The following is a 22,278-nucleotide window of genomic DNA, read 5'->3' on the forward strand; positions in this document are numbered from 1 at the left end:
TACATCATTCATTTCGGTTCAATGGCTCAAGCGATCTACATCAACGGCAAGTACTTCTCCCGCGAAGACGCCAAAATCAGCGTATACGACCACGGCTTGCTTTACGGCGACGGCGTGTTCGAAGGAATGCGCATCTACGCTGGCAAAGTGTTCGCACTGGAAGACCATCTTGTCCGCTTGTACGAATCCGCTCGCGCGATCGCTTTGAACGTCCCGATCGATATCGACGCCATGCGCGCCGCCACCGTCGAGACCGTTGCCAAGAACGGCTTGACTGAAGGCTACGTTCGTTTGGTCATTACACGCGGTGGCAACCAACTTGGACTCAATCCGTTCAGTTGCGAGGATCCGCAGGTCATCATCATCGTGGATTCAATATCGCTGTACCCTGAAAAGTACTACACCGAAGGGCTTGACCTGGTGACCGCATCCACGATCCGTAATCACCCTGCGGCGCTTAGCCCACGAGTCAAGTCGCTCAACTACCTCAACAACATCATGGCCAAGATCGAAGCACTCCGTGCCGGTTGCGTCGAAGCCGTGATGCTCAACCACATGGGTGAAGTCGCTGAATGCACCGGCGACAACATCTTCATCATTCGCCGTGGTCGACTTATCACCCCGCCGATCCATGCTGGCATTCTTGAGGGTATTACACGTAACACCGTGATCGAACTGGCTCGTAAGGCAGGAATTGAAGTAGCGGAAGAAACGATGACCCGCCACGACCTGTTCATCGCGGACGAATGCTTCCTGACCGGAAGTGCTGCCGAGGTAATCCCAGCTGTCAAACTGGATGGACGACTGATTGCCGATGGCAAGGTGGGGCCGATCACACGTCAGCTCAATGAACTGTTCAAAGAACACGTTCGGAACCAGTAGTGATCGCTGGCGAAAACCGCCAACAAGAAGCGAATACTCATAAGCGTCTTCACCTCGAAGACGCTCAGTGCATTCTGGGATGTGCCGTTGTTTCAACGGCAACAGAATCGTTGCCACGGCCGCTATCTCGGAATTGAACTTTGCCGCAGCCCGAGCGTCTAGATAGCGATGTTCTCGCGGACAAGCGACGTGACCACGCCCAATGCTTCATCGCCGAAACCGGCCGAAGCCGTCGCAAGCGAAGGATTGCTTGACTCCCAGATTCGCAATGCAACGTGGCCGCTGCGAAGCTTGGCAAGAACCAGGGAACCGTGAGCGATTTCCTCACTCGCTTCGATCACCAAGTAGTCGCTGTCGAGAATATTACGGTGCTCCAGCGAGTTGCCAGAGACTTGAACGACAAAGCGTTCACCGGTGGCAAGCACTTTACCCAGGTCAACCGTGACGGTTGGATTCATGTCCAACTCAACAGGCTGATCCGAGACCACACCCATCATCACCAAGCCGGTTTTCGATCGAGCATTGCCATCGGTCAATTCAATCGCGCGAGACTTGTTCGCCTTGCGAACAATCAATCCCTTGCGTTCAAGAGCCCGCAGGTGACACATCACCCCGTTGGGACTTTTGATTCCAAAGTGTTCGCCAATCTCGCGAACAGTCGGTCCATACCCGCGGTCTTGAATCAACGAACGAATAAGCTCGTATACATCCTTCTGCCGGTCTGTAAGTTGCGGCTTGGTCATAGGTTCTCTGACGGCGGGGCAATTCATGTAGTGGGAACTGCTTAAGAAGGCGGGAGCAAAATCTGGTTAATTCTCGAATCACTTTGACGACGGAATTCTAACGTTAATTTATACACCAACTATCACTATTCACCCGTGCACGGCCCTCGATTTTGGTAAAAACGAGCACTCGAGGGGGTATGACAACCAGCCGATTAGGAGAACAAATGAGTTCCAACAATGGCTGCACCAACTGGTAGACACCAGTACGCGAACCAATGCAGCCGGTCCTCTTTGCTCCAGCAAATTAGCCAGCGCAGTGCAAAAACACCCACTGCCATCGCTGTGATCGCACCAAGACAAAGCAGAGCCCCAGACAGCGTCGAAGCCGAATCGCTGCCATCAAGTAGATCTTTAACTGTCAACACTGTTGCACCGCAGATTGCGGGGATGGCCAATAAAAAAGAAAAGGTGACCGAGTCATCCTTTCCCAACCCCATCAATCTGCCACCCAAGATGGTCGATCCGCTACGGCTGATCCCCGGAAGGATAGCGACCGCCTGGAAACAACCAACGATCAACGCCCCCCACCATCCCATTCGCTCGTAACGTCCCTCACGAGCCGACAACTTGCCTAACACAATGAGCAGCACACCAGTCACCATCAACATGGCCCCAGCCAACAACGGACTTCGGATCAACCAGGGAAAGGCTTCTTTGATCGTCAGTCCCACCACAACGGCGGGCAGGGTTCCAATCACCAACAAGCCAATGACACGGCGATCTCGCGACAACAGGTCCAAGATTTTTCGCCAGTAGACAATCAAGATGGAGCCAAGCGTGCCGGCGTGCAAAATGATCTCTAGAGAAGCCGACTCTCCCAATTCGCCGAGCATCGATCCGAGGATGACCAAATGACCGGATGAGCTGATCGGTAGGAATTCGGCAATTCCCTGGACGACGGCCAGGATCAAAACTCGATACAAGTCGGACACGATTGAAAGTCTGGGTTAAAGTGTGGCATTGCGATTCATCTAACCTACTTTAGGGTGCTCGCTCTTCTGCGAGCCGCCCGCGAAATACACCACTAAATCCTCACTCACAAAGATTTCCGTGACGGCAAACTCCGAGAATACCGACTGGGACGGTTCCGACGATCAAACCAGTCCCAACGCTTCGGCCAGTTCCATCGATTCAGCCACCCTCGATCACCAGACCGATTGCGGTAACGGACAATCCACCCATACGCTCACCGGGGACGCGATCAATTTGTTTCGTGGGTTCTGCATGGGTGCGGCCGACACGGTCCCCGGCGTCAGTGGTGGTACGGTCGCCTTAATCTTGGGCCACTACGATCGATTGATCGCGGCGATTAGCCATGTTGATTCCGAAGCGGTTGCCTTGTTGATTGGTGGAAACTGGCGTGCACTGGCTAACAAACTCGACCTTCGTTTCTTAGTCGTCCTCGGACTCGGAATCGTGACCGGTATCGGCTTGCTAGCCGGTCTGATGCATTGGCTGTTACACGAACGGATGAACGAAACCATGGCCGTCTTTTTCGGCCTCGTCCTTGCGAGCGTGTGGGTCGTTCGCCGGAACGTGGCCTCATGGGGAATTGAACGTGTCGTGGGCTTAGTCATCGGGATTGTTGCCGCACTAGCAATCTCCCAAATCCCCGCCAGCGTCGGTGAGGTCAGCACGGTGTACCTCTTCTTCAGCGCTTCGATCGCAATTTGCGCGATGATTTTGCCGGGTATCAGCGGCGCGTTTGTCCTCTTGCTGTTCGGTGTGTATGAGCCCGTGATTGGAATGATCAAGGACTTCGTCAAAGGAAACTTTGACGCCCAATCCATCACGCAGCTATTCGTCTTCGCGGCCGGTTGTGGGTTCGGATTGCTGGCATTTTCTCGACTCTTGAACTACCTGCTATCCACTCATCGCGATGTCACAATGGCGACCCTCATCGGATTAATGATTGGATCGGTCGGTCGGCTATGGCCTCTGCAGGTCGTCACACCCGAGACGGCAGACTTAAAACTGAAGTTTCAAAAATTCAATTTCGTTTCACCAGCTGAATACGACGGCAGCGTTATCATGCTGGCGGTTCTAGCGATCGTCGCCGCCGGCATCGTTTTGGTTGCCGACCATGTCACACGCAAACACATGGCCACCTAAACCGACCGGTGCTAATGCTTGTTGCTAATCGTCGTTGCAACTTGCATTTTTCGCGTTTCATAAATCGGAATCAGCCGGTCATGAAGGCGACGGTTTGATCCGCGCGATCGCTCGGGTAGCGACCTTGGGTAGGCCCCGCTGAATCGCTTTCCAATCTGGCTTCGCCCCTTTTTTAGGTCGCACCACCAGTTCGTATCCAACTGGAATCCGATCACGCTGCGTACGAAACGACTCGCGGATCAATCGCTTCCACCGGTTACGCACAACGGCATTGCCCGTCTTCTTGGGAATCGTGACGCCCAAGCGAGTCACATCCAACGACGATGTTTCTGTTGATGCGACGGCGTCCAAATTTGGACGCAGCATTGCAAATACGACTATCGTGCTATCTGCCGCACAACCACCGCGACGAAGCACACGAGTGAAATCGTCGCCTTTGACGATGCGCATCGACTTAGGGAACTTCGCATCGACGACGTTTGTCACTAAACAGTCCTCATCAAACGGTTGTATGAACCGCGTCCGATTGCGTCGCAACGAACCGCACGTCACCGCCCACAATCGTGTGGGTGACGACAGCATGCAATTGACGACCTTCCATCGGACTGCTCTGACATTTCGACAAGAACGCTTCCGGACGAACCGTCCATGTTGCTTCCGGGTCAAAAACAACCACGTCGGCAGCAGCACCGACACTGAGCGTGCCAGCATCCAGCTTGGCGATTTTCGCAGGATTGGTCGACAAGCACTCAATCGCTCGAGTCCACGACATGACACCAGTGCGAACCATGTCCGTGACCGTTGCCGCAAGCGTCGTTTCTAAAGCAGCGGCACCGAACGGAGCGGTATCCAAATCGTTGCCCTTCTTTTCACGGGCCCGCGGCATATGACCGGTTTGAATAGCGTCGATGGTCCCATCGGCAACGGCATGCTGGAGCATCTCCACATGCCTTGCACTGCGAATCGGCGGGTGAACCTTGTACCTCGCATCGAAACTGCGAAGCGATTCATCGCTGCCGCTCAAATTATGCGGGCAAACGGAAGCTGAGATCGCGATATCACGCGCCTTCACACGACCGATCATGTCGATCGCCCCCATCGTACTTACCGGACCGACATGCAATCGGCCCTTCGTCGCCTCAGCTAACCGAACGTCACGTGCGATCGCCAAGTCTTCGGCTTCCGAAGGCAATCCTTTCAGGCCCAGTGCCAATGAAACGCGACCGTCGTGCATGACGCCGCCTTCGGCCAAGCCCGGCACCTCCGGCCGATCGAAAATGGGAACATCAAACATGCGGCAATAGTCCAATGCACGCTTCAGCAAAGCATCATTGGGCATCGGCCGGGGCGAATCGCTAAATCCGATTGCTCCCGCCTCGTGCAAGATCGCCAGTTCCGCCATCTGCTCGGCTTCGCGAGACTTACTCAAGCAAGCGATCGGATAGATCCGAACGCCACCCACTCGTTGCGCGATTTGGATCACCAATTCAACGGCCGCCGCTGAATCGATAACCGGATTGGTATTACTGCAGCACAACAGCGACGTGTAACCACCCGCCAACGCGGCGTCACTTCCCGATTGAATCGTTTCGTCTTCTTCTCGGCCTGGCTGCCGCAACTCAGCTCCGAGATCTACTAAACCCGGAGCGACAATTTTGCCACTTGCGTCGATCCACTGAGCATCACTCGGGATATCGCCATCCGCCGGATCGATCGCCGCAATTCGCCCATCGACCAACAACAGTCGAGCGACGCGGTCGATACCGTTCGCCGGATCGATTACCCGCCCTCCATCAATGACGATTGGCTCAGGCGATGGGAAATTCAATGCAGTTCTCACGTTGGTTAAACCCAATTCGGCGTATTTTCAGCAGGAGGCTCAACGCCGGCGATCGCCGCGTCACTGGCCCCCGCCAACAACCACAGCGATGCCATCCGCACCGCGATGCCGTTAGTGACTTGTTCTAGAATGACCGAATGCGGCCCATCGGCGACCTCTGGCGTGATTTCCACACCGCGGTTGATGGGGCCCGGTGCCATGATCAAAATTTCGGGTTTGGCCCGACGCATCCGATCACCGTTCATGGCGTACAAGGCCGCGTATTCGCGAACACTGGGAAACGGCCGGGTGTATTGTCGCTCAAACTGAATTCGCAATAGGTTCAACACATCACAACGTTCAACAATGTCATCAAGCCGGTGTGCGACCTCGAACCCGAGTTCTTCCCACCGCGGACTCACCAACGTCGGCGGACCGCAAATGATCACATGAGCCCCTAGCTTGCGGAGCCCCCACAAGTTACTACGGGCGGTTCGGCTATGCGCAATATCACCAACCAGAGCGACTGTCTTGCCAGCTAAAATCTGCTCCGGATCGAGCGACTCATCCGCCCAATCTTCGCGTCCGCGACTCTGCAAAATCGTCAGGATGTCCAACAAGCCTTGCGTCGGGTGTTCGTGCGGTCCATCGCCCGCGTTCAGAACCGAGCACCCAAGCTCGCGAGCCAGCAAATGCGGCGTGCCGGGAGTGAAGTGCCGTGTGACGACCCAGTCCACACCCATCGCTTCAATTGTCTTGGCCGTGTCGACGAACGTCTCGCCTTTCGCAACGCTGCTACCGGCGCTGCTGAATTCAACCGTATCCGCTCCGAGCCGTTTGGCCGCTAAGGAGAAACTATTGCGGGTACGTGTACTGTTTTCGAAAAACAGGTTCGCGCATGTTCTGCCCGACAGCAGTGACAGTTTTTCTCTGCATCCATTGGTCAGCTCCTTTAACGTTTGAGCCGTCCGGAGGATTGCCATCAGCTCCGCCGCTGAATGTCGTTCCAGATCCAATAGATGGCGATGCCGCCAAATTGCCGGGAAAGTAAGCGTCTGAGAATCAATCTTCGTTGCCATGCTCCGCAGTTTAGGCAACAACGTCGTCTTTGGTAACTAGTATGCTTTGCGATTATGCCAGCTTCCCAACCGCGACCGAATTCCCGCTCCCCGTCTGAGTCTCAAGCTCCTCTGGCAAGTGAGTCACAAGCTCAGCCAGCGGGACGCTCTGTGGCGGCGGGCAGCTCTGTGCCGGCGAATCCAACATTGCCTGCGAGCGAGCTTGTCGAAACCATCCGCCAATCGGCTTATGACGAAGGGTTCATCCGTTGTGGAATTGCCCCGGCAGTAACTAGCGAGGGATTTCCTCGATTGGTCGACTGGATCGAAGCGGGTTACGCCGCCGAGATGAGCTACTTCAGCAATCGGCTGGACGCATACCGACACCCTAGCGGCGTATTGCCCGGTGCGAGGTTGTTGATCGTCATGGCGATGCCGTACCACGCCGAATCGCCCGCAAGTCTTCCAGCCCCCACAAATCTCTCAACCGCCGAAAGTCCATCGCCAGTTGCGGACGAAAAAACAGCCGCCAACCAAAATCCACGCCACATCAACACGACATTTGGCCGCGTCGCCCGATACACATGGCAGGGGACCGACTATCACGACACGATTCATCCAAAACTTAAACGCCTGTGTCGCCAGATCAGAGAAGTTTGCCCCGAGGCAAACGCGAGGGGCATCGTTGACACCGCTCCGTTGATGGAACGCGAAGTCGCCCAACTGGCGGGGCTGGGGTGGCGAGGAAAGAACACGCTTCTGCTCAATCGCGAACTGGGCAGCTACTTTTTTCTCGCCTGCATTCTGGTTGATATCGATCTGCCAGCCGATTCGCCGCACGCCACTTCCCACTGCGGAACCTGCACAGCGTGCTTGGACGCCTGCCCAACGGACGCATTCGTCCAGGCCGGCGTTTTGGACGCATCGAAATGCATCAGCTACCTGACGATTGAACATCGCGATTCCATTCCAGAATCATTGCGACCAGGGATTGGAAACTGGCTTTTCGGCTGCGATGTTTGCCAAGAAGTTTGCCCTTGGAACCGTAAACCTGCTCGCCGAGCGGACCTGAAGTCCTCAACCTTCGCAAATCCCAGCAACAAATCCGGACCCACGGCAAACGAAACCACCCCCCAATCCCAACCCGACGAATTTAACTCCCGATCCTGCGAATCGGACCAGCGATCCAGAGCCCCCCATACCGAGATCGACAATGCGAAACTTCCACTTAACGGGGCCGAATCTGACGAAGCCATCGGCTGGATGGATGCCCTGGCCCTCTTCGAACTTTCCGACGATGAATTCCGGACACGATTCAGGCGATCACCGATGTGGCGAACCCGTCGTCGAGGCATGCTTCGCAACGCTGCCATTGTCCTGGGCAATATCGGAGGCCGTGAATCACTGCCTTCCCTACTAGTAGCCCGCCAAGACGATGACCCAATCGTCAGCGAATCCGCGGCCTGGGCGATCAAACAAATCCATGATCGCCAAAAAACAACCTCACATTGACATCAACGACCGGAACCATCGTCCCGAGACGTACGTCAATTGCTTAGCTGATTGTTTTGTTCGCACCGGTTTTATCGGATAAAACAGGCAGAAACCCGTAAACGTTGCGATCCGCGGTGCCGGGTTGTGACGTAAACTAACTCCATGATCGCCCCACCTTTGATGGACCTCCCGACTCTTTGGATGCTTGGTATGAACCAATCCCGCCGTTCGCTCGCCTTTCTGTTCGTCGCTTTAGCCACAGTGGTTTCCGGAACAACGGTTTCCGCTGCTGCGGCTGAAACGTTGCCTGAATTCTCCAAGATCTCGGAGGACTTCGAGGCTGTTTCGGTTTCGGACCAACAGGCCACCAAAGGCCTCTTCAATGTCTGGAAACGAGAGAAGGACTCGGCCGTTATCGGCGAGCTTCCCAAGAATTTCAAAGGGAAAAACTATTTCATCGCCCTGACGCTTAGCAGCGGCGACCGCTATGCCGGATTGCAATCGGGTGACTGGGTGGTTCAGTGGCGGCGATACAACAATCGTTTGGCACTGATCGCTCCGAACTTGGATATCCGGGCGACGGGCGACGATGAGTCAAAAGCCTCCGTCAAACGTCTCTTCACCGACCGCGTACTATTTGATGTGCCAATCCTCGCGATGGGTCCACACGGTGGTCCGGTCGTCGACTTGGACAACCTGCTGGTTAACAACGCCAGCAAGTTCTTCGGGGCTCAGATACGCGTCACCAATTCACGACTCTATTCAATCGAATCGCTGAAGGTCTTTCCGAAGAACGTCGAACTCGCATTCGAAATCGTCGGCCAGGGCGGACGCTTGCAAACGCTTCACTATTCATTCAGTGAAGTCCCAGGCACTTCCAGTGGATTCAAACCACGTAAAGCTGACGAACGCATCGGTTACTTCACAACCTCGTTTTCCGACCTCAGCAAGTACGACGACGAAGAAACTCGCGTGCGATACATCAATCGCTGGCACCTCGAAAAACGTGACCCCAAGCTGAATCTAAGTCCACCGAAAGAACCGATCCGGTTCTATGTCGAACACACGACACCGGTTCGCTATCGCCGTTGGATCAAAGCTGGCATCGATTACTGGAACAAAGCGTTCGAAAAAGTGGGTATCGACGATGCGATCGTGATTGAATACCAGGACGCCGTCAGCGGCATTCATATGGAAAAGGATCCCGAAGACGTCCGCTACAACTTCGTTCGCTGGCTCAACAATGACATTGGTACCGCGATCGGCCCCAGCCGGGTTCATCCATCGACCGGCCAAATCTTGGACGCGGATATCATTTTGACCGACGGTTGGATTCGTCACTTCAACTTCAATTACGTCGATCTGATGCCCAAATTGGCAATGGAAGGCGTCAGCGCCGAGACGCTCGCATGGCTGGCGACCCGCCCGAACTGGGATCCGCGCATCCGCATGGGTGCTCCGGAGGAAACTCACTCGCTGCGTGCCAAGTACGCTCGCCAAGCCACTCAACCGATGGCCGGTTACCAAATGGCACAAGCCGATCCATCCTTGCTAGGCGATGACGAATTCGATGGTCTGATTGGACACGTCAGCCAAAAAAATGGCATGTGCATGGCTGCCACCGGTCGCAGCATGGATTTGGCACTCGCTCGCATGAACTGGGCTTTGTCGCTGCATGCAGACCTCGAAGCCGAAAAGAAAAAGAAGAAAGACAAGAAGAAGGAAGATGAAGAGTCAAAAGACTCCACCGAAGAAAAGTCTGACGCCAAGAAGGACGATGACAAGAAAGTAAAAGAGCCTGCTGACGATAAGTCCGACGACGAATCTGACGAGGACAAAGAAGAAGCCGACGACGAAAAAGATGACGACGACAAGGACAAGAAGGACGATGAAACCGTCCTGCTTGACGGGATGCCTGAATGGTTCGTTGGACCGTTGCTCGCCGATCTAGTTGCCCACGAAGTGGGCCACACCCTAGGACTGCGTCACAACTTCAAAGCGTCGTCGCTTCACACCATCGCGGAAATCAATAGCGAAGAAGTTAAAGGCAAGAAGCCTTTCACCTCGTCAGTAATGGACTACACCCCTATCAACTACCGATACGAAGCCGGTGACGTTCAAGGCGATTACGCCATGATCGACATTGGGCCATACGATTACTGGGCGATCGAGTACGGCTACACGCTTAAGAACTCATCACTTCCAGAAATCCTAAAGCGATGCTCCGAACCTGAAATGCAGTACGCAACGGATGAGGACACCAGCGGACCAGACCCCTACGCTCGTCGTTACGACTTCGGCAAAGACCCGCTCGCACATGCGACGGAACAAATGAAGTTGGTGCAGTTGTACCGCGACCAATTGCTAGATCGCTTCGTGAAGGATGGTGATAGCTGGGCGAAAGCTCGTCGCGGCTACGAATTGACGCTTGGCCTGCAAATGCGATCGGTCAGCATGATGGCAAACTGGATCGGTGGCGCATTCGTCCATCGTGATAAAAAGGGCGACCCCGGCAACCGCGTTCCCGTGGAAGTTGTTCCCGCCGACGATCAGCGAGCGGCACTGAAGTACGTGATCGATACTAGCTTCACTGACGAGGCTTACGGACTAACCCCCGAAATCCTTGAACGCCTGGGCGTCGACAAGTGGCTCGATGGTGGTCACGGAATGTCCGGGGAAGCGACTTGGCCTATCCACGATCGCGTCCTCGACATGCAAGCATCCTCGCTGACACTGTTGCTGAACCCAACTACTTTGCGTCGGGTTTATGACAACGAGTTGCGATTGCCCGCTGACCAAGATGCATTGACCCTTCCAGAATTGCTTGGCGAGGTCACCGCTTCGGTTTGGTCTGAACTGGATGCAACATGCCCAGATGATCGCAATGATCGCGACCCTATGATTTCGTCACTTCGCCGAAATCTACAACGCGAACATTTGCAACGATTGGTTGACTTGATCTTGGAGGAGGCACCTCAAACGGCCGCCTATCATCCGATCAGCAACTTGGCTCGTATGGAACTTCGCAAGCTAGCCGATCGAATCGAAGGCTCGCTGAAGTCCTGTGGCCAGAAAATGGATGCCTATTCCAAGGCTCACTTGACTGAAAGCCAACAACGTATCAATCGAGCTTTGGAAGCCAGCTACACCTATGGTGGCAAACAACAAAAAAGTCCGCTGATGATGTTGTTGATGGGTCGCCAAGAGGCACAACAGCAACAGATGCAAAGCGAACGTTAATCTAACTTTCGCGTGCCACGTTTAGATGATCGCCTAAAAGCAGTTGCTCGTATCATCCGTTGCGACACCCATGTGGATGTCGGATCAGATCACGGGCACCTGCTTTTTGCACTTTTGAAGTCCGGTCGCATCTCTCGCGGGATCGCGATCGAAAACAAGCAGCAGCCTTATCTGAATTCGCAATCGACACTTACCGGCGTCAACGCGGAAGTGCGAATGGGTGACGGGCTTGCCGCTGCTCAAGCGGGCGAAGCCGACTCGCTGAGCATCTGCGGGATGGGCGGACGCAGCATCGTTCGAATCCTTACCGCACATCCCGATCGCGTGCCATCGTGTGTCGTCCTTCAGCCCAATCAACGAGTCCATCTGGTTCGCCGCTGGGGACTCGAAAACGGTTTTAAGCTCGTCGACGAACACTGGGCTGGAACGAATCGCATCTTTGAAGTCTTGCACTTCGTCCGCTCAATGTCGGAAGGAGGTGATTTCGTGGACCCAGCCTACATCGATCTTGATCTGGAAACGTCGCTTCACTTTGGCCCCATTCACTTACGCCAACGCAAACCTGAGTTCCTCAAACGGCTACGCGAAGAACTGAAATACTTTCAGCAATTTCAACACCGGCAGCCCGACGCCGAGAACCGCTTGCAAATGATCGCTCGAATCCTAAGCGTTCCGGCGAACTAGCCGATAATGTCACGCCGCTGATACCACCGACTGCATTCTCGCACCAAGCGAGATACAATAACGGTGGGAATTCACGATTTATCCCGTGATCTCCACCACTCTAGACGCCATTGAGTACTAAGAGCGGCTAGCTGCGTTCAAGCTCCAGCCATCCATCGTGCGCCGACAACCGGCCGATGGGCGCTACCGAATCATGAATTCCCGCCGGGCCCGAGAAGCTGCCCCCACTAGCCAATCTCGAACAGCCCTTACGCCCTATCGGCACACTCCATACCAACTTCATCCCACCGCTATGTCTTACTTCACGATTTCCTGCCCAGGATGCAAGAAGCACCTCAAAGTACGCGATGCACTTGCCGGAAAAAGCCGAGCCTGCCCGTACTGCCGAGCTTCGTTTCGGGTTCCAGAATCTGCCCCTGAACCCAAGCCGACTGCGGTAACTTCGTCGCCAAACAAGGCCACTCCAGCTCTAAATGCTGGCCTTGGCATCAACATTCAAACCCGGCCGGAAAAAGCCGCGTCGCCGAAAAAGCAGCCTGTCAAATACAATCGCTCCACAAAAAAAGGCTGGCTCGACTCCTCCAGTGAATCGGCAAGTAGCGATGTCTCACTATTTCTGAGCGGAATTATTGGTGCGGTCATGACCGTGCTGTGGTTCGCAATGCTGTACCCGATGCAAGACAACTATTTCGGCGCACTGTTTTGGCAGCGCGGCCCGATCCCGTTTCCGACCACGTTCTTGATGTTCTGGGCCGTCGCCATCCTATTTCTAAAATGGCTACGCCTTCGCGAACAACGAACCGCGATGCTGCTTGACGTACTTCCGATGGAAGTCTCACCTGAAATCACGTTTGACTCCATTGATCAATTCATTGGTCATATCAATGATCTCCCCGGCGCCAGCAGCGACAGCTTTTTGATCAACCGAGTCGTTCGAGGAATCGAACATTTCCGTGTCCGCAAAAGTGCTGCCGAAACCGTCACGATGATGGAATCTCAATCCGCCATTGATGCCAACAACGTTGCCGGCAGCTACACGATCTTGAAGGTCTTCATTTGGGCGTTGCCCATTCTTGGTTTCATCGGAACCGTGATGGGTGTGAGCGCGGCGGTGGCCAGTTTGGCAAGCAGCCTCGCTGGCGGTGGCAGCATGGACGCTATGAAGTCTGCCCTTCAAGACGTCTTTGGCGGGCTGGGAACCGCTTTCGATACCACCTTGCTAGCACTGATCATGAGCATGCTGGTCAAGATCCCAGCCTCCGCGCTTCAAAAGAGCGAAGAGGACTTGATCACCAATGTGGACGAATACTGCAACGAAAACTTATTGCGTCGCCTCAATGACGACCGCGAAGGTGGTGCTGAACGGGGCAATGGGGGCGGCACCGGGGCTCGTGACACCAAGATATTCCGGGAAGCTGTTGAGCAAGCTCTCGGAACTCAGCATGCCGAAATGGAACGCTGGCTCGAAAAACTTGATGCGATCGGGGCTCGGATGACCAAGCAAGTTTCCAAGGGATGGGACGAAGTCAATCAACGCATCGAATCCCAACAAGCCAAGCATGTTGAAACCCTTCAAACCCAACAACTCGATCAACAAGCCAATTTGCAAGCCCAGCTAGACCAAATGGCCAATGCCGCCGACAAGATTCAAGCGTCACTTAACACGCTAGCGGAACAAACCGCGGACATGCAGACGCAAGTCAATGATACCTTCGCTCAAACGCATGCGACCTTACGCGAGCACCTTAGCGGGGTTGAATCCGGCCTATCAAGCCTCAGCCAAGTACTTGAGAACCTCGGCGAACAGCAGGTCATCGTGCAACAAGTTGAATCCACCCCAGGTCGCCAAGGTTGGTTTGGTGGTCGCGGACGCAAGAGCCGAAACGGGAGGGCGTAGCGATGCCAAGACGCCCCAAATCCAACGACGATGACATTTCGTTGTTCCCGTTCCTTAGCATCATCGCGTCCGTCATCGGTGTATTGACGATGATGATTGCGACATTGGCATTGGCCCAGACTGACAAGCCCGATGTAGCGCAGATCGAAGCCTACGAAGACGCACAAAAACAACTGAAGGCGTCGGAGGAACGCATCGCTGAGCTGAAACGTGAAATCTCTGTAGCGCAGTCGGACTCTCTTGAAATCCAACAACAGCAACAACAACTCTCCGTCACCGTCACAGAATTGAAAAAGTTGCTGGAAGAATTACAGCGAGTGGAATTAGAACTCGCCAAACAAAAAAGCATCGTCGTTATCATCCCAACGCTCGACAAACAGATGCGAGAGTCGATCGCGGATATGCAATCGCAGGCGAAAGATCTGAAAGAGGAAATTGCTCAACTCGAATCACAAATCGACGAGCGTACAAATCCGAAAGAAGCCAACGTCACTATTTTGCCGCAGGGCAGTGGCCAGAACTTCAAACCTCATTTCGTCGAGTGCGCTGACCGAGCATTAGTGCTACACACGTTAAAGGAACCTAAACGGATCCCCGCCGGTGCCATGACGAAAGACAATGACTTTTTGGCACTTCTCAACGAAGTCGCCAATGGCAAAGACGATACGCTCGTACTACTTATTCGAAGCGATGGCCTTAACACCTACCGAGCGGTCAAGAAATTGTGTGACGATCGTGACATTCGCAATGGCAAGCTCCCCATCGTCGGCAAGGGACGAGTCGATTTAAGTGCATTCGCAGGAGTCCAACAATGAGAAAACCACGCGACGATGGCGAAGACGATGGCGGCCTCGATTCGCTCTTAGACACGATGACCAATGTTGTTGGGATACTAGTCTTAGTTTTGATCGTCACTCAAATGAGCGTTGCCGACGTTGTGACACGCATCACGACGGAAAATAAAATCGACGAAGAGACCGTCAAGGAGCTGCACCAACAACTGGATGAACTTCAAGACGAGGAATCGGAACTTGAACAAGTTCTGATCAACCCCAACAGCGTGAATGTCGATCGCCAACGGGAGGAGCTTCGCCGCCAGAAAGAACTTCTGCAAAGACGCCAAGAGCTGATCAAACAACGTGAAAAAGAGAAAAACGAATACTCGATTAGAATCGAACAAGACAAGAAAAAGGCGGAAGAGAGCCAAAAGCAAGTGGCTGCCGCCGAAGCACAAAGAGAGGAGTTGGAAACGCTGATAACGGCATCTCTTGAACAGAAAGCATCACTCGAAGCCAAGCTGGCCCGTACACCCCGGACCGAAGCACCCGATGACATCGAAGTTAGTATTCCCGACCCTCGTCCAGCCCCGCCTGGAGCGAAGGAACTTACGGTCCTCTGCTCGGGCGATCAACTTTATCTAGTTAACTGGGATGCCTTTCGAGAGACCGCTAAGAAACGAGCGATGACTCTTGCGGCTGCATCCACATCGAAGCGAGAACCGCAGAAGGGCGTCGATGTTAAGAAATTCACTGAACGTTGGGAAAGGATGAAGGACCAGGATGACTTCTTTGAAGTCGAGTACTACGTTCAAGACGATCGCCTTCCTCGGCTGCGCATGAAACCACGAGTAGGCCGGGGCGCGACTGCCGCCGAATTGCTCAACCCGCGGTCTCGGGTCCGCACCGCTTGGCTTTCCAAGATCGACACCACTAAATACTACGCGAAATTCAATGTCATGCCGGATAGTTTCGCGGTCTATGTTGTCGCGCGTCGATTCTTCACCGAGGCAGGCATGCTCAGTGGATGGGCACCTCAAGCGGACTCCTACGAATTGACAAGTTGGGTCCCCGGCGGGATCGAACTGGGGCCACCCCGTCCCAAGCCACCACCGAAACCGAAGGACCCTAACGCTCCGCCCCCAAAACCGAAAAACGTGATCGACTAAAGCCTCGAGCTTCAATCACGCTAACGAACGGGTAAGGCCCCAACTCTGGAAACGCGACACTGCTCTAATACTCAGACGTTGCCACGTCTACGCTGTAATCTTGGCAATGTCCGATCGTATTAGAGCGGTGTAGATTTCCGAATCGTCGCGTGTGGCTATCGCAAACGATGAGTCATCAAGACAAGACGGCCTGCATTCCAAAGGGCATGCGTCTCATTAGACAGAAATTGGATACGGCGGAACTGCCCCGCTCCATCGCTCCATCGCATCGGGAATGGGATTCTGTCCCATCTCTATCCGAAATGCAGAATAACGCTCCCCTCTTACGTCATGCGGCAAAAGCAAACAGCGATCACGTCGATTGCGAATCTACAACCACCTAGGCACGGCAAACTTGTTTGCCGCCGTGCTTTTCACATTTGACGCTCTGTCGAAGTGTCGAGATTAATCGACAACTTGTCGACTCCTACGGTGACACATCAATTGCGAACGGCTCAACACTTTGAACCAAACGCAAAGTGACGCATCAGTCCAATACTGGAGTGTTGGCGTTGGGATCATCTGGGTCGGTGCTAAATTCGGCGGCAGGTTCAACAACGGTTGGAGCAGAACTCCCGCCGGGACAACCCGTCACTGTGAGACAAGCAAACACCAACATTAACATCGATAAACGAACACAAAAATTCATCAGTCAATCGCTTTCATACAAAGGACAGGAATGGAATCGGTGAAGAAGATCATGGCCGACGTAGCATCGACCTCTCAATCCGCAAGCTATTGACGAAACGATCAAGCTCGCAAGCTCTTGTCTAGTCAAGGCAACGTGTCTCGGACCAACACCCAATGCTCGAACACATCGTGTCAACAACTATGTAGTCCACTTCAACCGATCATGATCGGCTTGAATGTCCATTGTCATGGATTACAAGTCAACCGCCAAATCGCAAGACAAACTCAACACATAATTCAAGCACACAGTCGAAACGCGATAAACCTATTTGACGATCACGTGATCGAACCTTGCATTGACAACAACCACGCGACGCGTTTTTTGAGCACTGACTTTCTTAAGACGCTCATACTTCAGTTGTCCTTACCGACCTAATTCCATCACTTTCAAATCAGACAAAAATATATTGAAGTGCACCGACAGTAGTAAAACTCATTCAGTCAATTCAATGGCCAATGCACGTGACCTTAGGCAGGTCGCACAGGACCGCCCAATCTTTAGCCCAAACAAAAAACTTTCGTTTGCACAAAAATAAGCAGGGCTCATTCCCAGACCAGCGGCAGTAAGTGCGTTGGTCTGAAGCATTCGCTTCTATCGAAGGCGTTGTCTTTAGACCGCTTTTTCATTCGCCCTATCAATTATGGCGAATACTTTTCCCGGCTGAGAGTGAGGAACTATTTATGTTACAAGCAAAGAAGAGTGATTTCCGAGGTTTCACTTTGGTGGAACTACTCGTTGTCATTGCAATCATTGGGGTTCTGGTAGGCCTTCTATTGCCAGCCGTTCAAGCCGCCCGCGAGGCCGCACGACGGATGAGTTGCAGCAACAACTTCAAGCAAATCGGACTTGGCCTCCACAACTATCACTCTGCCTTCAATGCCTTGCCTAAACACGGTGGAGGCACGAAATCCTTGCCTTCTGGCCGTGTTAGCGACAAAAACAACACGACACTATTGAGTTTCCTAGTGGGTGTTACACCGTTTGTTGAACAACAAGCTTTGTGGGAACAGATCTCAACAGGACGAGACTCTGCCGGTGCCGCATACCCTGGAATGGGCCCTTCACCCTGGGTAACTGATTTTGATCCTTGGGCTACCAATATCCCTGGATTCCGTTGCCCAAGCGATCCAGGCATCGGTCTGCCTTCGAGTGGACGAACCAACTACGCCGCATGCCTCGGTGACGACGCATTCATGGCGTTATCGGGTGGCAAGAATTCGGCGGATGTCTTTGAAGATATTGCTGGTCAGTGGGACCGTCTCCAATACCTAGAAGTCGGTACCGCCAACAACAACACAACCGCTGATTTGGCACGTGCTAATTGCCGCGGGGTTTTCCAAGTTCGTAATCAACTGCGATTCCGTGACATTCTTGACGGTTTGGCGAACACCATTATGTGTGGCGAAATTGGCACAGGTTTGGGCAACCGTGAAGTTGTCGGTGAAATGGCTTGGAACGTAACAGGCGTTGTCGCTGACAACGGCGACATCAACGTCCAAGTATGTCGTGATCGCCAAGATCCGACTCGTCCTCGGTTCTTAACCGGGGCAGTTAATAACTCTTCCCGAGCCCGTGGCTTCGCGTGGGCAGACGCTCGACTGTCTTACACTGGCTGTATGACCATCATGCCTCCTAACAGCCCAAGTTGCTCACGAGTCGGTGAGAACGAACAAGCGATCGTTTCGATGGGCAGCCGTCACCAAGGTGGTTGCCATGTATTGATGGGTGATGGAGCGATTAAGTTTATCACTGACAGCATTGAAGCTGGGACTCAAACCGATACACCGGCGACCGGTGCCGCTAGCCCTTACGGCTTGTGGGGTTCGCTTGGAACTCGTGCTGCCAAGGAAGTTATTTCGGAAGAAATTTAGTTCTGGAAATAAGCCCATATCGAAATTCAGAAACGGCTTGGTTGTGCAAACGACCAAGCCGTTTTTTTGCTGGAATCTTACGGCCCTATACGCCAGACGAGCATTCAAAAGCAGGATTTCAAGACGCAATAGCCGTCAACACAATTCCAAGGGAAATGCCTCACCAGTCAGCGACTAGCTTTACCAATCCGCTACGAATACGGCCTTTTCCCAAGGCAAGTTTCGTCACTAGGGGCCGAGCGCCCCAGCGTCAGGGCTACCGTTTCATAAGCAAGCGATCGAAAACCAGGCTTCCAACCCGTCTTTTGGCTAAGTATTCGCATTGGTAACCCACCTAGCCAACGGCAGCTACCATTCTTGAATACAATCGTCAGGAAGGCGACAGAATCACTGCTTGCTTGATTCACCAACAAGACTAACAGGTACCCTAATGACGCGATGGATTTTTTGTCTCAGTTTGCTATTAACTCCCGCATTGGTGTCGGCAGACGAACCCCAGACCAACTTCGTTTTCTTGCTCGTCGACGACCTTGGCTGGGGCGATTTCGGCAGTTACGGCGCCGAGTTTTACGAAACACCTAACATCGATAACTTGGCCAGCCAAGGGATGATGTTTACCAACGCTTACGCTGCGTGCACTGTCTGCTCACCCAGCCGAGCAGCCATCCTGACAGGTTGCTATCCGGCCCGCACTCACCTGACCGATTGGATCACTGGACACCTTCGCCCCAAGGCGAAATTGTCCGTTCCCGACTGGACCATGAAAATGGACCACAGCCGGACCTTACTTCCTGAAGCATTACAAGAAGCGGGCTATTCAACGGCGTTCTTCGGGAAATGGCACCTTATGCCCATCGGAGCACCCGACTTTGATGAACACTATCCCACTTCACACGGTTTCGATCTGAATGTTGGTGGTCGCGAATGGGGCCAACCCAAAGGCCCAGGAAGATACTTCTCTCCTTTTGGCATGCCCAACTTGGACGATGGCGAACCGGGTGACTTCCTAACTGACAAACTAACCGACGCGGCCGTCGACTTTTTGGACGAGACACCTCGCGACAAGCCGTTTCTGCTGTACTTTTCATACTACACGCTGCACGGGCCTATCATGTGCCCAGCCGAGTTGGAAGCGAAGTACACCGAGAAAGCCAAAACCTTTGACAATCGAAAAAAGGAATACCTCAACGCCAAACGTGCTGGAATGGTGGAATGCCTCGACAACAGTGTCGGAAGGTTAATGAAGAAACTGGATGTTTTAGGGGTGGCCGATAACACCGTCATTATCTTGACGGGAGACAATGGTGGCAATTACGACCAATCAACTGGCGGTTTACGAGACTTCAAGGGTTTTTCACATGAAGGCGGTGTTCGCGAACCGCTGATGATTCGCTGGCCGGGTAAAACCGCTGCGGGCACGACATGTGACGAAACAGTGATCGGAATGGATTTCTATCCAACAATGCTAGAAATGGCAGGACTACCAACACGGCCGAATGAACATCGCGACGGCAAAAGTATCGTTCCGTTGCTGACTGGTCGATCCAGAAAACTCGATCGCGATACCGTGTACTGGCATTACCCGCACTACCATCGAACGAAACCTTATGGAGCCATTCGCGATGGGGATTGGAAATTGATCGAGTTCTTTGAAGATGGGAATCTAGAACTCTTCAACCTAAAAGACGACCAGCAAGAATCTAATAACCTGGCGCAAAGCAATCCTGAAAAAGCACAGCACCTACTGAAGAAACTGCAGGCCTGGCGAACTTCCGTCGACGCTCAAATGATGCCGGACAACCCCGGCTATGATCCATCTATTGCCGACAAGTAACAGCAGCACAACAAGGCAAACAAACCAGCGAAGAAGCCGGGCAACGTGCCTAACGCTCTACTTTTAAGCTCAAGAGCCCGTATCGCGATTTCGTGATACGGGCTTTGACATTCCTAAAAGAAATCAAATACCAGGAGTCTCAAACTTCAATCAACACTGGTAGTCTCCGCGGTGAACGGCGACACGAAATCGCCTTGCACAACCCAGGGCAAACAAACCTATTGTCTCGCCCCGACCCAACCGAATGTTGAGTCTTGCTGTCCTCAAGCATCCACCGCTGCAGAAGATCCTGCCTGCCGACGCCTTATCCAGTTACCCAGCGTTAAGTGCTTCGACCTTACTAACCTTGAAAGTCCATGCGTGGTCGCAAGGCATCTTCGATGGGTTTAACCGAGGCATTTTGATAAGCAAGTCTTCTCCGGATTGCTCCCATTCAAGTTCGCCGAGTCCAAGCATCGATACAGTGGCTCCTTCGGCAGCCTGCACATGTCGTAGAACCAACTGCTCATCAGGCAACAAAGCGCAGATCGCGTAAAGAGATTCACCCTTTCGAGTGAACAACACTTCCTTACGAGCCATTCCCTCGTCGGGATTCTTCATCAGCTTCTCGACGTCGTACTTGACCCGGTAGTTGCCTCGACCAAGTTCCTGAGCCTTACCGGATGACCACTGACAAGTACTACTATGTGTAGTTGTCTCATAAATAGCCTCGCCGTTGACTTCCAACCAATCGCCGATTTCGCTCAATCGCTCTTCCATCAGTGGAGGAATACGCCCGTCCGCAGTCGGTCCAATATCCAACAAGAAGTTTCCGCCACGCGAGACGATGTCGGCTAGCATCAAGACCAATGATTCGGTCGAGTTATAGTCTTCGAATCGCTCGGTTCGGCTATAACCGAACGAATGAGCCATCCCTCGGTTTTCTTCCCAAGCATTGGTCCCATCGGGCAACCCAGCGCCGTACTCCGTTGTGTAATAGCCTCCATGCTTATGGCGGTCGCCCTTACCCCATCGGTCATTGATGACGACCTCGTCTTTGCATGGTGATTCATTGAAAAGCCAAGTCAGCATCTCAGCAGACTTCCAATCCGCGGCAGGATGATCCCATTCACCATCCGAAAAAATCACTGCGGGTTCATACTTGTTGACAACGTCTTTGAACTGAGGAATCAGGTGATCGTCAACGAACGAACTTAGCTTTGTTTTGTAGAGCGGGTTGTACCACTCATAGATTGAAAAATAGAGTCCCATCTTCACGTCAGTCTTACGCACTTCGTCGGTTAGCTCACCAACCAAATCACGCTTTGGCCCCGTGTTTGTGCTACACCATGGCCGGCCAAAGGATTTGTCCGCCTGCTCATTTGGCCACAAGCAATACCCATCGTGGTGCTTGCTAGTCAGGACGACATACTTCGCTCCCGACTCTTCGAATGCCTCAGCCCATTGAGCCGGATCAAACAACTCGCAAGTGAACTGGTCTGCAAACTTGGGGTACTCAAAATCCTTCCCATAGTTCTTTTCATGAAACGCTTTGACCGCTTTATGCGACCGGCGTTTTGGGTTCACCAAATCTTCCCAATACCACTCCGAATAGCGTCCCACTTCAGAAAAGGCCGGTACCGAATAGGGTCCCCAGTGGATAAAGATTCCGAACTTAGCGTCTTTCCACCACTGCGGTGTATCACGGCCATCGATCGCTTCCCATGCCGCGGCCTCATCAGCGATAGCACTATCTTTCGTCGCGACCGATGCGTTTTGCTGGGCCAGCGTGGCTGACTGCAATAGCCCGAGCAGCAGTAGTGGAGTGAGTATTTTGACAAGCATATTGTGACTCATTTAGAGGGAGCACTCGAACTCGGCGACGAGCTTCGAATACATAGAACATGAAAAGGTTAAGGGAAGTGCAAAGTGGATCAAGCAAGCATCG

The 22,278-nt window shown here is 53.2% G+C and carries 16 protein-coding genes; 10 read left to right on the forward strand and 6 right to left on the reverse strand.

All coding sequences use genetic code 11. The annotated features are described in order from the left end of the window. Positions 1 to 21: 21 nt before the first annotated feature. The gene (ilvE, locus tag ACR3ZL_RS24825) at positions 22 to 882 is read left to right on the forward strand and encodes a branched-chain-amino-acid transaminase (protein WP_473650406.1); all 861 of its coding nucleotides are present in this window, start codon (positions 22 to 24) and stop codon (positions 880 to 882) included. Between the two features lie 158 nt (positions 883 to 1,040). On the opposite strand, the gene lexA is transcribed toward ilvE, so the two are convergent. Both lexA and ACR3ZL_RS24835 read right to left on the reverse strand, forming a co-directional pair. Next, positions 1,041 to 1,625: a transcriptional repressor LexA gene (gene lexA / locus ACR3ZL_RS24830; protein WP_473650405.1), complete on the reverse strand. Its 585-nt coding sequence runs from the start codon at positions 1,623 to 1,625 to the stop codon at positions 1,041 to 1,043. A 194-nt stretch (positions 1,626 to 1,819) separates the two neighbouring features. Further along, positions 1,820 to 2,599: an undecaprenyl-diphosphate phosphatase gene (locus ACR3ZL_RS24835; protein ID WP_473650404.1), complete on the reverse strand. Its 780-nt coding sequence runs from the start codon at positions 2,597 to 2,599 to the stop codon at positions 1,820 to 1,822. A gap of 118 nt (positions 2,600 to 2,717) precedes the next feature. On the opposite strand from ACR3ZL_RS24835, the gene ACR3ZL_RS24840 reads away from it, so the two are divergent. Further along, entirely contained in the window at positions 2,718 to 3,779 is a 1,062-nt protein-coding gene (locus ACR3ZL_RS24840; RefSeq protein ID WP_473650403.1) for a DUF368 domain-containing protein, read from the forward strand. A gap of 78 nt (positions 3,780 to 3,857) precedes the next feature. On the opposite strand, the gene rnpA is transcribed toward ACR3ZL_RS24840, so the two are convergent. From rnpA to ACR3ZL_RS24855, 3 genes are read right to left on the reverse strand one after another with little or no spacing between them, the layout of a single operon-like run. After that, positions 3,858 to 4,265, reverse strand: coding sequence for a ribonuclease P protein component (gene rnpA, locus ACR3ZL_RS24845; protein WP_473650402.1), 408 nt, complete (start codon positions 4,263 to 4,265; stop codon positions 3,858 to 3,860). Positions 4,266 to 4,278: 13 nt separating this feature from the next. Next, entirely contained in the window at positions 4,279 to 5,607 is a 1,329-nt protein-coding gene (locus tag ACR3ZL_RS24850; RefSeq protein WP_486173048.1) for a dihydroorotase, read from the reverse strand. Between the two features lie 17 nt (positions 5,608 to 5,624). After that, complete coding sequence (locus ACR3ZL_RS24855) at positions 5,625 to 6,677, reverse strand: aspartate carbamoyltransferase catalytic subunit (RefSeq protein ID WP_473650400.1); 1,053 nt, start codon at positions 6,675 to 6,677, stop codon at positions 5,625 to 5,627. A gap of 54 nt (positions 6,678 to 6,731) precedes the next feature. Here ACR3ZL_RS24855 and queG point away from each other — a divergent pair, with 54 nt between their 5' ends. From queG to ACR3ZL_RS24895, 8 genes are all read left to right on the forward strand, one after another. Next, positions 6,732 to 8,168, forward strand: coding sequence for a tRNA epoxyqueuosine(34) reductase QueG (gene queG / locus ACR3ZL_RS24860; RefSeq protein ID WP_486173049.1), 1,437 nt, complete (start codon positions 6,732 to 6,734; stop codon positions 8,166 to 8,168). Positions 8,169 to 8,351: 183 nt separating this feature from the next. After that, the gene (locus ACR3ZL_RS24865) at positions 8,352 to 11,390 is read left to right on the forward strand and encodes a zinc-dependent metalloprotease (RefSeq protein ID WP_473653458.1); all 3,039 of its coding nucleotides are present in this window, start codon (positions 8,352 to 8,354) and stop codon (positions 11,388 to 11,390) included. A gap of 12 nt (positions 11,391 to 11,402) precedes the next feature. Beyond that, the gene (locus ACR3ZL_RS24870; RefSeq protein ID WP_473650398.1) at positions 11,403 to 12,074 is read left to right on the forward strand and encodes a tRNA (adenine(22)-N(1))-methyltransferase; all 672 of its coding nucleotides are present in this window, start codon (positions 11,403 to 11,405) and stop codon (positions 12,072 to 12,074) included. Positions 12,075 to 12,366: 292 nt separating this feature from the next. Continuing rightward, a complete protein-coding gene (locus ACR3ZL_RS24875) occupies positions 12,367 to 13,971 on the forward strand; it encodes a MotA/TolQ/ExbB proton channel family protein (protein WP_473650397.1) in 1,605 nt (534 codons plus the stop codon). Positions 13,972 to 13,973: 2 nt separating this feature from the next. Then, positions 13,974 to 14,786: a hypothetical protein gene (locus ACR3ZL_RS24880; RefSeq protein WP_473650396.1), complete on the forward strand. Its 813-nt coding sequence runs from the start codon at positions 13,974 to 13,976 to the stop codon at positions 14,784 to 14,786. Continuing rightward, a complete protein-coding gene (locus ACR3ZL_RS24885; protein WP_473650395.1) occupies positions 14,783 to 15,916 on the forward strand; it encodes a hypothetical protein in 1,134 nt (377 codons plus the stop codon). Before ACR3ZL_RS24880 ends, ACR3ZL_RS24885 begins: the two co-directional genes overlap by 4 nt. A gap of 1,410 nt (positions 15,917 to 17,326) precedes the next feature. Then, the gene (locus tag ACR3ZL_RS24890) at positions 17,327 to 18,517 is read left to right on the forward strand and encodes a DUF1559 family PulG-like putative transporter (RefSeq protein WP_473650394.1); all 1,191 of its coding nucleotides are present in this window, start codon (positions 17,327 to 17,329) and stop codon (positions 18,515 to 18,517) included. Positions 18,518 to 18,947: 430 nt separating this feature from the next. After that, positions 18,948 to 20,351 carry a sulfatase gene (locus tag ACR3ZL_RS24895; protein ID WP_473650393.1) on the forward strand — a complete coding sequence of 468 codons (1,404 nt, stop codon included), beginning with the start codon at positions 18,948 to 18,950 and terminating at the stop codon, positions 20,349 to 20,351. 312 nt (positions 20,352 to 20,663) lie between these two features. Here the strand turns inward: ACR3ZL_RS24895 and ACR3ZL_RS24900 are convergent, their stop codons facing one another. Beyond that, positions 20,664 to 22,175, reverse strand: coding sequence for an alpha-L-fucosidase (locus ACR3ZL_RS24900; protein ID WP_473650392.1), 1,512 nt, complete (start codon positions 22,173 to 22,175; stop codon positions 20,664 to 20,666). Positions 22,176 to 22,278: the final 103 nt, after the last annotated feature.

It is taken from the genome of Rhodopirellula sp. J20-39 (genome assembly GCF_057365095.1).